Here is a 13,433-nt window from a genome sequence, read left to right on the forward strand (position 1 = left end):
CATAATAATAAACTTAAAAAAGCTATAATAAAAATATCAACAATACCTGAAAATAGATATAGTCTATATTTATTAATTGTTTTTGCATCCTTTGATAATTCTTCAAGAAGAGTATCAATATCACCAAAAGATTTAATGGCATTGTTAAAAGCTTCTTTTTCATCTTTTCCATTATTAATATATTCTTCAGTTTTCATATATAAATAATTTCTAAGCTCTTCAATCTGATCACTAACTTTTTGGGTATTAGGATATTTATTTTTTAATTCATTACAAAAATCATCTATCATAATATTTTCTCTTTTATACAAGATATACGATATCTATTCAATATCAAGAAGTTTATCTATTATCTTTTTGGTAAAAAGCCATATATCTCTTTCTTCTTTCAAAAACTTTTTACCTTCTTCTGTAATCTTGTAATATTTTCTTCTTCCGCCCTGACTTTCATCTCCCCAGTAGCCTTCTATCATCTTTTTACTTTCAAGCCTTCTTATAGCACTGTACAAAGTCTGACCATTAATCTCATATTCTCCATTAGTTTTATCAGTTATCAATTTAGAAAGCTCATAACCGTAAGAATCATTATCTTTTAAAAAAATGCAAAACTACAGCATCTATATGACCTCGTATAATATCGCTTTCTATATACATTATATTCTAAATCCTCATCAAATTAATAATTATAAATAAAAGTAAAGTAAATGTATAAATTTGTCAATAGCTATATTTTATAGGCTATATAACAATTTTTATTAATACAAAAAATAGGCCTGAAATTTATAACAACTTCAAGCCTATTTAGTACACAATTATAATATAATGATAATTACCACCATTTTTTATTTAAATCTGGTTTTCTTATATATTCTGGAAGAACTAATTCTTTTTTATCATCATTAGTAGTAGTATTGTTATTATTTTCAGGTATATACCTAGAATCACCTCTCAAATAAGAAGCTATATTTTCATATCCATTATCATAAGCCAAATCAGCAGCTGTATAACCGTCTGTGTCTTTTATATTTTTATCAGCATTACATTTTTCTACCAATGCCATAACACTGTCCATATTACCATAGGCAGCTGAATAATGCAAAGCAGTATCCCCAGTAGAATCTTTTATATTAACATCAGCTCCTCCATCCTGAACCAAAGACACTAAAGCATCAGAATTATCTTCCAAAGCAGCATAATGTATAGGGTACATACTTTCATTGTTAGCTATATTAACGCTTGATTTATCAGAAGAAACTATATTTTTTATAACATCAGAAGAAGCATACATTGCAGCATAATGAAGTGCAGTATTTCCGTCAGAGTTTTGTATTTTTGTATCAGCACCATATTTTAAAAGTACAGTAACTGTAGAAGGATTATCTTTCATAGAAGCCCAATGCAAAGGAGTATCATTTCCATTATTATCTGTTTCATTAACTAATGTTTTATCTTTTTCTAATAATAATATAACCGCATCATCATTTCCATTAGCTGAAGCTACATGTATAGGCATAGCTCCGTCTACATCATCTCTTGCTCTTATATTACATCCAGCCTCTATAAGAGTATATATTATATCAGCATTTCCTATATATGAAGCAGTTATTAAAGGAGTAGCTCCTCCCAAATACCAATTATCAAAAGTAGCCTCATAAGGAAGTTTTACTTCTTTATTAATATCTTTATAAGAAAGCAAAGCCTCTACAGAATCTAGGCTATTATTAATAACAGCTAAATGCAAAGGAGAATATCCGTTTTCATCTACGAAGTTAGGATTAACACCCTCTTTTATTAAAGTATTTATAGCTATTATATCATTATTTTTTACAGCAACTAAAAGTTCAAGCTGTTTAACATCAAGAGGCTTTTGTTCATTATTTTGTGTATCATATCCAGCAGTAGCGGGCTGTTCTGGAACAGATTCTTCAGCTATTTCACCTTGCATATTTTCATCTATAGCTTCTCTCTCCTCTGCCTGAGCAATTGTATCTCCTTCTAAAGTTTCTTCTTCCACATTTTCTTCTGTATTATTATCAGCAACAGATGTTTCATCATCAGTTACTTCTTCAGCGTCCTCTCTTGCTATATTTCCAGTTAAATAATTTCTAACATCATCACGTCTTGCATAATATACAGGATTATTTCCATCTTTAGTTAAACTCTCTTTATCAGCACCCAAATCAACAAGAGCCTGAACGGTCTGAAGTGAAGAGAAAGCAGCAGCATAATGAAGAGCAGTCCAGCCATCTGCATCTTTTGCTTCTATATCTGCACCATTTTCCATTAATAATTTAACTGTATCTGGCTTATCTTTCATAGCAGCCCAATGCAAAGGAGTATTTCCTCTATTATCTGTATCATTTATTGTAGTAGGGTCTTTCTCTAAAAGTATTGATACTACTTCATTGTTTCCGTTAGCTGATGCCATATGTATAGCCATACTTCCGTCAACATCATCTCTGGCTTTAATATCGGCGTTATTATCAAGCAAAGCTTTAACTATATTTGCATCGCCTATATATGAAGCTAAAATCAAAGGACTTGCTCCGCCTAAATACCAGCCGTCTATACTTACCTTCATATCTAGTTTGGAATTAATATTTATATTTTCATCTTTAAGCAAAGTATTTACAGTGTTTAAGTCTTTATTATAAATTGCTCTATGTAAAGGAGTATACCCTTCTCCGTCCAATACATTTATATCTATATCTGGAGAGCTAGATAATATATTTGATACATTATCTGCGTTTTTTTCATTAATAGCATTAAACAAGCTAGTTTCATTGGTTGTTAATGCGAATATAGAATAACTAAAAGTTAAGAATATAGCTAAGAATTTAATACGTTTCACTTCTGATACTCCAATTTTATAAATTATCAATAATAAGTATATTAGATAATAAATAAATATCAAGTACAATAAAAAATTTATACATAAAATTTTACTTTAATTAATTTTTTTATAATAATTAATTTTTTATAAAAACAATAATTATAAAAACTTGAAATAAAAAGTAATTATGATAAAATATTTCATAAAAATAAGGAATGAGGTCTCCTTAGATTATTTACATTATCAAATAATCAAACCGCTTAATATTTATTTCCAGATAAAATATAAAAGCTGATGACTTCTGCAAATTTATGATTTTTTTATGTATTTGCAGACAGCAGTTTTATATTTTCTAAAATCTTAAATTCATAATAAAAAATCAAATACTATTAAAAAGGATTTAATCTTATGCTTCTTAGTTTGGCATTAATATTTTTATGCGGAATGCTTTTAGGAAAAATATTTTCTCTATTAAAACTTCCTTCTCTTTTAGGGCTTATTATAACTGGAATTATATTAGGTCCATATTGTTTGAATTTATTAGACAGTTCAATACTTTCAATATCAGCAGATTTAAGAGAATTGGCTCTTATTATAATTCTTACGCGTGCGGGTCTTAATCTTGATATAGATGACTTAAAAAAAGTAGGACGTCCTGCAATACTAATGTGTTTTCTCCCTGCAAGTTTTGAGATAATAGGAATGGTTTTAATAGCTCCAAAATTTTTTAATATTACTTTATTTGAAGCAGCTTTAATGGGTTCGGTTGTAGCTGCTGTTTCTCCTGCTGTACTTGTTCCTAAAATGCTCAAACTTATTGATGAAAGATATGGTACTAATAAAAGTATACCTCAATTACTTATGGCAGGTGCTTCTGTTGATGATATATTTGTAATAGTGTTATTTGCTTCTTTTACTTCCTTAGTTAAAGGCGGAAGTATTTCAGCACTTGATTTTTTGAAAATACCTACTTCTATAATATTTGGGCTTTTAATAGGTGTTATAATAGCATTAATACTCACAAAATTTTTCTCACGCTTTCATATAAGAGACAGTGCCAAAGTTGTTATAATATTAAGTATATCATTTATACTTGTAACAATAGAGAACTCAATCTCAAAATTTTTTAATGGTATTATAGGATTTTCTGGTCTTCTTGCTGTTATGAGTGTAGGAGCATCTTTAAAAGCTAAAAGATCAGAATTATCAAAAAGGCTTTCTTTAAAATATTCCAAACTTTGGGTAGCTGCTGAAATTATGCTTTTTGTACTTGTTGGTGCTGCTGTAAATATAAAATATGCTCTCAATACTGGCTTTACTGGTATTTTACTCATATTCGCTGTATTAATTTTTAGAATGCTTGGGGTTTTGATTTCTCTAATAAAAACTAATTTAAATAAAAAAGAGAGAATATTCAGCATGATTGCCTACTGTCCGAAAGCAACTGTACAGGCTGCAATAGGCTCAATTCCTTTATCTTTAGGTTTTGCTTCAGGAGAAATCATACTCACTATAGCAGTACTTGCAATACTTATAACTGCCCCTTTAGGATCTTTTGCAATAGAGTTTTTTTATAAAAGATTATTAGAGCATGAATAATTATTATAAAGACTTCTTAAAAAGAATTTTTATATACCTAGATAACTATAATTTGGCAAATTTTAGTTATCTATGAATGTAATTACCATATTATATATTTTTATTAATAAACAAAATATGTTTTAAATATATAATAGTTATCTTATTTCGTATAATAATAGTTAATCAGCCGCATATCACTTCAGATACTTCCTCACTTCGTTCGGTAGCGTTGACATTTTATAAGAATAAACAGTGCTGTGAGAAAAGCTGCCTGCAAAGCGTCACGAATGAAGATGAAGGAAAGCTCGCTTTTGACAAACTTAAAAATTTTAAGAATATCCTTTTTTAGGAAAATACTAAAAAAGAATATTCTGACTTATTTAATTATTAACTTTAAATAGTAAAAATTATTCTTCTGCACCCAATTCTTTAAGTTTTTCTATTGCCTCATCTTCATCAGCATAATATAAAACTCCGTCTCCGTCCTCATCTGTACTATTTATATCAAAACCTAAATCTCTAACTAAATATTCAAATACTTCTGTATTATTATTCAAAGCAGCCATATGAAGACCGTTTGCATCATACATGTTTTTAGAGTTTACAACATCAGGATCAGCCTGCACAAGCATTTTTATTACATCAACATTTCCAGTACCGCAAGCCCATAAAAAGGCATTCCAGCCGTCATCATCTTTTACGTAAGGGTCTGCTCCATTGTCAAGCAAATATTTCATTATACCTAAATCTCTGTAGAATACGGCAAATATCAAAGGCGTAGCACCATTAGCAGCATAACTATCATTCATAAAATCGCTGTATATACTATCATCGCCATAATAAGACTCATCAATATCTTCACCTTCTTCTATCAATTCCATTACTCTCTTTAAACTATGATTTTCTATAGCCTCAAATATATCATAGTCTTCGCTGTATTCCCCTTCCTCTCTGTTGGCATAGGATAAGGCAGAGTTCATATTAACAAATTTGCCCTGTATCTTTACAACATTAGTATAAGTTTTATGATAAATATTATCTGGATTACTTACATACACAGAATTATTGCTTATACTTACACTAACCTCTTCTTTTTTCTTGCATGATATAATAAAAATAATTGATAATAAAGAAATTAACAATATATTTTTTAAAACTTTTATTCTTTTCATAAACACCGCCGTATAGTAATTAATAATTTGTGAAGTATTATACAATAAAAACAAATTATTTTCTATAAAAAATTAAAAAATCTCGCTTCAAGGCTCTAGCAATAGACATTGCTAGACGCTTGATTTTTTAATATATTTATCTTGAAACGCGAACTATTTTTTATTAATTATTAATAAAAATTGCCTAATTAAAAAATTAAAAAATCTCGCTTCAAGGCTCTAGCAATAGACATTGCTAGACGCTCGATTTTTTTATATACTAAAAATTTTTAACTTTGTCAACTGATGCTCTTTATATAGAATTATCAACTTTTTTGACGCACAAAAAAGTTGCTGCCACAGGCACGCTTCGCGAAAACGCAAATACTACAACCTTATATTATTACAATACGTATTAAATGTATAGTAATACCTGAAATTTAGGTTAAAAATGCAGTCTTTTTGGTTCTTTTGGTCACAAAAAGAACTAGGGGTGTGGGGGCAAAGCCACCACAAACAATAAAATTAAAAATCTAAATTTTGACAAACTTAAAAATTTTCAGTATATATTAATGTATTACACAATTTATATTATTTGGCACCAAGTTCTTTTAATTTTTTTATTGCCTCGTCTTTTTCAGCATAATCTAAAACTCCGTCTCCATCCTCATCTGTACTGTTTATATCAAAACCTAAATCCCTAACTAAATATTCAAATACCTCTGTATTATTATTTAAAGCAGCCATATGAAGTCCGTTTTCATCATAGACATGTTTAGAATTAACTAAATCAGGATAAAACTTTACAATCATTTTTATTACATCAACATTTCCAACAGCGCAAGCCCATAAAAAGGCTTTCCAATTGTAAGGGTAATCATCTTTAGTATAAGGATCAGCACCTTTATCAAGCAAATATTTCATTATACCCAAATCTCTATAAAATATAGCAAACATTAAAGGAGTAGCTCCGTCAAGATAATAATAATCATTGAAAAAATCGCTATATTTTCTCTCACCGCTATAAGTTTGATTTATATCTTCACCTTCTCCTATTAATTCCATTACTCTTTTTAAGCTATGATTTTCTATAGCTTCAAATATATCATAGACTTCGCTGTATTCTCCTTCCTCCCTGTTGGCATAATAGAAAGCAGAGTTAATATTAATAAATTTACCTTGAATCTTTACAACATTAGTGTAAGTTTTATGATAAATATTATCTGGACTGCTTACATACACAGAATTATTGCTTATACTAGCCTCTTCTTTTTTCTCGCATGATGTAATAAAAATAATTGATAATAATAAAGAAATCAATAATATAGTTTTTAACACTTTTATTCTTTTCATAAACACCGCAATATAGTAATTAATATAATTTGAGATATTATAGCATAATGATTAAAGAATTAAAAATAAAAAAATACCACTCATAAAATGAATGGCATTAATTTTCTATTATCAAAAATAAATTATATAGCCTCAGAACCGCCTATAATATCAAGAAGCTCATTAGTAATATGTTCCTGTCTTGCTCTGTTCGCTTTATTTTTCAAATCAGTAATTAATCTTTCAGCATTATCAGTAGCATTTCTCATAGCAATAGAGCGTTCAGCATTCTCTGATAAAAATGAACTTGTAAGCATAAAATAGAAATATGTTTTTATAGCCATAGGCACAATCTCTTTTAATACATCTTCTATATTAGGCTCTATCACATAATCAAGTTTTTTCTTAATTTTATGACCTTCTATATCCTCTTCATCAGGTATCATAGGTATTAAACTTTTTATTTTAGGTATATGAACCACCCTTGTATAATACCTAGTATATATTACTTCAACTCTCGAAGCATTATCCACAGCATATTCATGCATGAAACGCTGAACTACTGTAGCACAGTCATCAAAAGTAGATTCTTCATCTATACGGGGATATTTTCTAGCTATTGGTATACCTTGCTTTTCAAAATATGCCTCCCCCTTTTTACCAAGCACATGAAGCTGAACCTCTCTTCCATGTCTGTGATGATGTCTTATCCTCTCCATAGCCTCATCAAAAATTTTAGTATTATAAGAACCGCACAAACCTCTACTTGAAGTTACAACAAAAAGTATAATATTTTTTATTTTCTTTTTCGGAGCAAGAAGCGGATGCACATGATCCATATCAGAATGCGAAAGGTCTTCTACTATTCTGTTGAGTTTTTGAGTAAAAGGACGCATACCCTGCTCTACTGTAAGTATTTTAGCAGTTCTTGAACGTGCTATCATATCCATAGTCTTTGTGATTTTATGTGTGCTTGTTACAGCTTTAATTCTTGCTTTTAATACATTAAGTTTCTCTGCCATAATCAAAACTCCAAATTAATTAGAATTTTCTAAATCTTTATATAGTTTATCTATTATATCATTATCAATATTTTCATCAAACTTGCGTGCAAATAAATTATCATTAATATTATTCTTTAATTCTTCATAATCTTCTATAGTAAAAGTTCTTGGTGAAAACCCGCCTGTATTTGGACGAGACCAGTTTATATATCTAAGTTTATCACTTATTATTTTATTTTGAAAATCAGTATTAAGAAGCAAACTCTGGAAAAAACTTTCATCAGCAAAAATTGTAAAATAAAATCTTCTTACAAACTTTGGATTTAATTTAATATAATTTATTATATATTCGGCAGCATTTTTAGTTAAATTCCACCACTGAGAACCATAATATATACCATTAGCAAATTTATATCTAAATATATTTTTTGTTAAAAGTGCAAAAATATCCAATATTCTTTTATTTATCAATTTTCTTACAATATCACTAAAATAATAATTTTCAACTCTATCTACAAAAAACTGATGTGAATATATATTTCCATCATTATCTTTTATTTTTGCATAATCCAAATATTCGTTATTATTACCATCAAAAAACTTTATGATATCATAGTTACTTTTAAGAGGCACATCCTGACCACTTATAAAAATATATCTGTCATAATCATTTTTTAGAGCTTCTTTCATCAAAAATAAAGTCACTTTTATTGATGAAAAATCAGCATAATATAATTTATATTTTTTATATATTTTTACATTATCAAAACTTTTTATATTTAATTTTGACTTTTTATCAATATGCACATAAATATCAAAATCTTTTTTAAGATGATTAATTAATCTTAATAATTGACTTTGATTTTTATGTGCCGATATTAAAATACAAATTTTACTCATAAATTAAAACTTAGATTTAAACTCTTCTATAACCTTATAAAGGCCGTCCATATCTTCTATATCTTTTTTCTCTCTAATATTATCAAGTACACTAGGCTTATCAGCTTTAATGTATTGTAATAATCTCCATTCAAACTCATGAACTCTGTCAACTTCAATATTATCCAAGAAACCTTTAGTAGCTGCAAATATAACAACAACCTGTTCTTCAAAAGGTATAGGACTGTATTGTTTCTGTTTTAATAATTCAACCATTTTAGCACCTCTGTCTAATTGTGCCAAAGTAGCCTTATCAAGCCCAATACCAAGCTGAGAGAAAGCCTCCAAAGATCTGTAAGAAGCAAGGTCAAGCCTTAAAGTACCAGCAACCTTTTTCATAGCTTTAGTCTGAGCATTACCGCCTACACGAGAAACGGATATACCAACATCTATGGCAGGACGCACACCGCTCATAAACAAACTGGTAAGCAAATATATTTGTCCGTCAGTAATAGAAATAACGTTAGTAGGAATATAAGCTGATACCTCATTATCCTGAGTTTCTATGATAGGAAGTGCTGTTAAAGAACCTCCTCCTAATTCATCACTAAGTTTAGCTGCTCTTTCAAGAAGTCTTGAATGCAAATAGAAAACGTCTCCGGGAAAAGCCTCTCTTCCGGGAGGTCTCCTAAGAAGTAATGATATCTGCCTATAAGCATTAGCTTGTTTAGTTAAGTCATCATATATTATTAAAGTATCTTTTTTCTGCTCATACATAAAATATTCAGCCATAGCACATCCTGCATACGGAGCTATATAAAGAAGCGGAGCAGAATCAGCTGCAGTAGCTGCAACTACTATAGTATAATCCAATGCCCCATGCTGTCTTAATGTATCAACAACACCTGCAACAGTGGAAGCCTTTTGTCCGATAGCTACATATACACATATTACCCCAGTACCTTTTTGATTAATTATCGCATCAAGAGCAATGGAAGTTTTACCAGTACCTCTGTCACCAATAATAAGCTGTCTTTGACCTCTTCCTACAGGAGTCATAGAGTCAATAGCTTTAATACCTGTCTGAAGCGGCTGTTTTACCGCCTGCCTATCAGCAATACCAGGAGCTGGAAACTCTATCACTCTTCTTTTATCGGTAGTAACTTCACCATGTCCGTCTATAGGTACCCCCAAAGGATTAACAACTCTTCCTAAAAGAGCTTCCCCTACTGGAACTTCTAATATTCTTTTAAGTCTGCTAACTTTACTTCCCTCTTTAATGCCGTAATAATCGCCCAAAACTATAGCACCGATAGTTTCTTCTTCCAAGTTAAAAGCAAGTCCTACCGCACCGCTTTCAAAAAGTATCATCTCATTAGCCATAACATGCGGAAGTCCAATTACTCTTGCAATACCGTCTCCTACTTCTACAACTACCCCTACTTCATTCGGAGTAAAATCAGCTTTATAATTCTTAATCTCTTCTTTAAGAACTGCTGCAATTTCACTAGCTTTTATATTCATAATCAATTCCCCAAATGTAAAATATAATCAATTATCATTAGAAATAGAAGTTTTTAATTCTCTAAGTACTCTTCTTATACTGTAATCATAAACAATATCTTCTATCTCTATTACAATACCGCCTATAATATTTTCATCTGTATGAAATATAAAATGAACATCTCTGTCCTTAATCATATTTCTAATACATTCTTTTAATTTTTCTATATCATCTATATTATTTATATCAGATGCCATTGTAATTCTAGCCACTGCTATATTATAGTATTCATTGCATAAGTTTTCATACTCTACTATTACAGCAAATAAAGTATGAATTAAATCTCTTTCTATTAATATAGCAATAAGATTAAAAGTCTCTTCTGATATTTTATCTGCATATACCTTTTTTAAAATACGCATTCTCAAATTGCCGTCTATAAAACTAGATTTAAAAAAATCATATACATCTTTATCAACAAGCAAAGAAGAATAAACAATATCCAAATCGCTTTTAATTACTTCTATTTTTCCAGCATCAGAAGCTACATCAAACATTGCCTTAGCATAATTTTTAGCACTGGATTCATTTTTTGTTATACGTGTGAATCTGCTAACCTTTTCTTTGGTGCTCTCTTTCATCACCTCTTTTTTTAAATCTTTTAGAATGCTATCAGCAATGGACTCCATAAGCATAATCTCCTACAATATTTAAGATTAATTAATTACCGCGTGTAAATTTACTTTGCAATAAATCTATCTGATTTTTTATACTATAATCATAAACTGTAGAACCAATATATACTATTATGCCGCCTATAATACTCTCATCAATCTCTGTTTCATAAGATATTTCATTACTGGAAAAACATTTCACTGTATTAATAATATCTTCTATTGTTTTATCATCAATAGAATAAGCTGTAATAATACGTACTCTCACTATATTATTATAATCGTCTACTATATCTTTGTATAAATTAACTATATCAGGCAGTACATCTATGCTGTCATGTTCTGCCAATATAGAAACAAAAGCATAAGTTTCTTTAGAAAGCAAAGGTTTTAATCTTTTATCTATTAATTCTTTTTTATCTTTCTTAGAAATAAATTTATCAAAAAAATAATTCCTTATATCAATATCCTGAAATAATTTAGAGCATTCACTAAGTTCATTATATATTTCTCTTATCATTCCAAGCTCTCTGGCTATGTCAAATATGGCATTAGCTGTGGGCTTTAGTATTTCTAATTTTTCACTTTCTCTCATGATACACTTCCTAAACACTTATGCTTTTTATAAGTTTATTATTTATTGTTATCTTTTCCTGCATTATTAATAAACTCATTAATTATAGCCTGATTATCTTCCTTATTGATATTTCTTTTAAGAATAGTCTCCGCCATAACAACAGCAATATCAAGTGCCTGTTTTTTAACACTATTCATAGCCTCTTCTTTAGACCTGTCTATTTCAGACATAATTTTGTTTTTATTAACTTCTGCTTCTTCTCTAGCATTATTAATAATTTTATCTCTAATTCTATTAGCCTCCACTCTTGCATTTTCTATAATAGCACTGGCTTCAGCTTTAGCATTATCAATCTGCTCTCTGTATGCTGCCAAAGATTTTTTAGCATTTTCTCTAGTTTTTTCTGCTTCTTCCAAATCTTCCTGTATTTTATCAGCACGGGCATTCAAGCCTTTCAAAATTATTTTCCAAGTAGAAGCACCTAATATAGCAAGAACTAGTAAAAATGTGATCCAAGTCCAAATAATAATACCGGGATCTATTTTTAAAAGTGCCATACATATACCTCCAAATATTTTTATTTAATTATTTTGTGAATAATGCAAGAATACAAATAACTAAAGCAAATAAACCTACACCTTCTATCAAAGCTGCCGCTATAAGCATTGCTGTCTGTATTTTTCCAGAAACTTCAGGCTGTCTTGCTATGCCCTCAACTGCTCTAGAACCTATAAATCCTATTCCTAATCCTACTCCTATAGCTGCAAGTCCTGCTCCAATTGCTGCTCCTAATATAGAAAGTTCCATTTTTTTATTCTCCTTTTTATCATAAAATTATAATTATTTAAATTAAAATTATTTATTATTAATGCTCATCACTAATAGCAATTCCAATATAAACTGCTGATAATAATGAGAATATATAAGCTTGTAAAACCGCTACAAACATCTCAAGTACATATATAAATGCCAAAAATAATACGGCAAAAGGTGAAACAAGTAAAGTTCCAGACATAATAATCAAGTATGGTATTACTATCATCATTATGTGTCCGCCTGTAATGTTTGCAAAAAGACGTATAGCAAGAGCAAAAGCCCTGTTAAATAATGTAATAACCTCTAATACCCATATTATAGGTATAAGCGGTATAGGAAGCCCTTTAGGTACTAACGAAGTCCAATATCTTATTATACCTTTCTTTCTAATACCTGCAAAAATATAAACTATAAATACAATTACTGCTATAGAAGCCGTAAACCCTATATTTGCACCAAGACCGCCTGCTATATATGAATGACCTCCATTTTCTGTAGGAAACTTTACAGATGCTGGTATAAGCCCCAATATATTTGAAAATAATACAAATAAAAACACTGTCAGACAAAAAGGCACATATTTTTTGCCCTCTTCTCCCAGTGTAGCCCCTATTACATCTTTATTCATATAGTCTATTAAACCTTCTAATATACTTTGTAAATAGGTAGGTCTTCTGAAAGGTCTTTTTAACTTATGAGCTAAATATTTCATACTTAAAACAGATAAAATACCTGCTAAAGTTATTAATATAATATGCTTTGTTATCTTGAAATCAAAATTAATATAATGACCTAATCTTATAGGAATAGTATAAAACGGATCAGATGTATTATCTGTTATCTCTTCCATTATATAATCATTAATACTTTCAGCCCCATATACTATATCAGATGTAAATATAGCCGCAACAATAAATGTTAATACAAAAATTTTCCTTAAAAAAATTACTTCTTTAATCATAATAAACAATTACTACCCTTAAACTTAAGAAAATTTCTTTGATTCAATTAAAAAATAAAAATAATTTCAAATAATTGTATAACTATTAAATAAAAAATCAACTATTATTACCTATTTTTAT

Annotated in this window: 14 protein-coding genes; 1 reads left to right on the top strand and 13 read right to left on the bottom strand. The window is 29.3% G+C overall.

The genetic code is table 11. The annotated features are described in order from the left end of the window. The 3 genes from KQ44_RS01090 to KQ44_RS01100 form a co-directional block, all read right to left on the bottom strand. The coding region (locus KQ44_RS01090) for a permease prefix domain 1-containing protein (RefSeq protein WP_240516408.1) at positions 1 to 290 on the bottom strand (290 nt) is incomplete at its 3' end. A gap of 33 nt (positions 291 to 323) precedes the next feature. After that, a complete protein-coding gene (locus tag KQ44_RS01095; protein ID WP_240516409.1) occupies positions 324 to 557 on the bottom strand; it encodes a helix-turn-helix transcriptional regulator in 234 nt (77 codons plus the stop codon). Between the two features lie 272 nt (positions 558 to 829). Further along, a complete protein-coding gene (locus tag KQ44_RS01100; protein WP_096735876.1) occupies positions 830 to 2,851 on the bottom strand; it encodes an ankyrin repeat domain-containing protein in 2,022 nt (673 codons plus the stop codon). 390 nt (positions 2,852 to 3,241) lie between these two features. On the opposite strand from KQ44_RS01100, the gene KQ44_RS01105 reads away from it, so the two are divergent. Beyond that, a complete protein-coding gene (locus KQ44_RS01105; protein ID WP_096735877.1) occupies positions 3,242 to 4,432 on the top strand; it encodes a cation:proton antiporter in 1,191 nt (396 codons plus the stop codon). 389 nt (positions 4,433 to 4,821) lie between these two features. Here the strand turns inward: KQ44_RS01105 and KQ44_RS01110 are convergent, their stop codons facing one another. The 10 genes from KQ44_RS01110 to atpB form a co-directional block, all read right to left on the bottom strand. After that, positions 4,822 to 5,586, bottom strand: a complete 765-nt coding sequence (locus tag KQ44_RS01110) for an ankyrin repeat domain-containing protein (RefSeq protein ID WP_096735878.1) — start codon at positions 5,584 to 5,586, stop codon at positions 4,822 to 4,824. 570 nt (positions 5,587 to 6,156) lie between these two features. After that, entirely contained in the window at positions 6,157 to 6,918 is a 762-nt protein-coding gene (locus tag KQ44_RS01115; protein ID WP_096735879.1) for an ankyrin repeat domain-containing protein, read from the bottom strand. A 122-nt stretch (positions 6,919 to 7,040) separates the two neighbouring features. Further along, the gene (gene atpG, locus KQ44_RS01120) at positions 7,041 to 7,919 is read right to left on the bottom strand and encodes an ATP synthase F1 subunit gamma (RefSeq protein ID WP_020004470.1); all 879 of its coding nucleotides are present in this window, start codon (positions 7,917 to 7,919) and stop codon (positions 7,041 to 7,043) included. 15 nt (positions 7,920 to 7,934) lie between these two features. Then, positions 7,935 to 8,801 carry a beta-1,6-N-acetylglucosaminyltransferase gene (locus KQ44_RS01125; RefSeq protein ID WP_096735880.1) on the bottom strand — a complete coding sequence of 289 codons (867 nt, stop codon included), beginning with the start codon at positions 8,799 to 8,801 and terminating at the stop codon, positions 7,935 to 7,937. 3 nt (positions 8,802 to 8,804) lie between these two features. After that, positions 8,805 to 10,304, bottom strand: a complete 1,500-nt coding sequence (atpA, locus tag KQ44_RS01130; RefSeq protein WP_096735881.1) for a F0F1 ATP synthase subunit alpha — start codon at positions 10,302 to 10,304, stop codon at positions 8,805 to 8,807. 27 nt (positions 10,305 to 10,331) lie between these two features. Next, the gene (gene atpH / locus KQ44_RS01135; protein WP_096735882.1) at positions 10,332 to 10,973 is read right to left on the bottom strand and encodes an ATP synthase F1 subunit delta; all 642 of its coding nucleotides are present in this window, start codon (positions 10,971 to 10,973) and stop codon (positions 10,332 to 10,334) included. A gap of 31 nt (positions 10,974 to 11,004) precedes the next feature. Next, on the bottom strand, positions 11,005 to 11,553 hold the full coding sequence (atpH, locus tag KQ44_RS01140) for an ATP synthase F1 subunit delta (RefSeq protein ID WP_096735883.1): 549 nt from the start codon (positions 11,551 to 11,553) through the stop codon (positions 11,005 to 11,007). 38 nt (positions 11,554 to 11,591) lie between these two features. Continuing rightward, the gene (atpF, locus tag KQ44_RS01145) at positions 11,592 to 12,092 is read right to left on the bottom strand and encodes a F0F1 ATP synthase subunit B (protein WP_096735884.1); all 501 of its coding nucleotides are present in this window, start codon (positions 12,090 to 12,092) and stop codon (positions 11,592 to 11,594) included. 28 nt (positions 12,093 to 12,120) lie between these two features. Next, positions 12,121 to 12,342: an ATP synthase F0 subunit C gene (gene atpE / locus KQ44_RS01150; protein ID WP_008723511.1), complete on the bottom strand. Its 222-nt coding sequence runs from the start codon at positions 12,340 to 12,342 to the stop codon at positions 12,121 to 12,123. 58 nt (positions 12,343 to 12,400) lie between these two features. Then, on the bottom strand, positions 12,401 to 13,312 hold the full coding sequence (gene atpB, locus KQ44_RS01155) for a F0F1 ATP synthase subunit A (RefSeq protein WP_096735885.1): 912 nt from the start codon (positions 13,310 to 13,312) through the stop codon (positions 12,401 to 12,403). Between the last annotated feature and the right edge of the window lie 121 nt (positions 13,313 to 13,433).

The sequence above is a fragment of the Brachyspira sp. G79 genome, from assembly GCF_002379365.1.
Classification (GTDB): domain Bacteria; phylum Spirochaetota; class Brachyspiria; order Brachyspirales; family Brachyspiraceae; genus Brachyspira.

Excerpts from the sequence above, each read along its gene's own strand:
- KQ44_RS01105 (WP_096735877.1), top strand. The coding sequence starts at position 3,242 with ATGCTTCTTAGTTTGGCATTAATATTTTTATGCGGAATGCTTTTAGGA.
- KQ44_RS01110 (WP_096735878.1), bottom strand. The coding sequence starts at position 5,586 with ATGAAAAGAATAAAAGTTTTAAAAAATATATTGTTAATTTCTTTATTA.
- KQ44_RS01115 (WP_096735879.1), bottom strand. The coding sequence starts at position 6,918 with ATGAAAAGAATAAAAGTGTTAAAAACTATATTATTGATTTCTTTATTA.
- atpG (WP_020004470.1), bottom strand. The coding sequence starts at position 7,919 with ATGGCAGAGAAACTTAATGTATTAAAAGCAAGAATTAAAGCTGTAACA.
- KQ44_RS01125 (WP_096735880.1), bottom strand. The coding sequence starts at position 8,801 with ATGAGTAAAATTTGTATTTTAATATCGGCACATAAAAATCAAAGTCAA.
- atpA (WP_096735881.1), bottom strand. The coding sequence starts at position 10,304 with ATGAATATAAAAGCTAGTGAAATTGCAGCAGTTCTTAAAGAAGAGATT.
- atpH (WP_096735882.1), bottom strand. The coding sequence starts at position 10,973 with ATGGAGTCCATTGCTGATAGCATTCTAAAAGATTTAAAAAAAGAGGTG.
- atpH (WP_096735883.1), bottom strand. The coding sequence starts at position 11,553 with ATGAGAGAAAGTGAAAAATTAGAAATACTAAAGCCCACAGCTAATGCC.
- atpF (WP_096735884.1), bottom strand. The coding sequence starts at position 12,092 with ATGGCACTTTTAAAAATAGATCCCGGTATTATTATTTGGACTTGGATC.
- atpE (WP_008723511.1), bottom strand. The coding sequence starts at position 12,342 with ATGGAACTTTCTATATTAGGAGCAGCAATTGGAGCAGGACTTGCAGCT.
- atpB (WP_096735885.1), bottom strand. The coding sequence starts at position 13,312 with ATGATTAAAGAAGTAATTTTTTTAAGGAAAATTTTTGTATTAACATTT.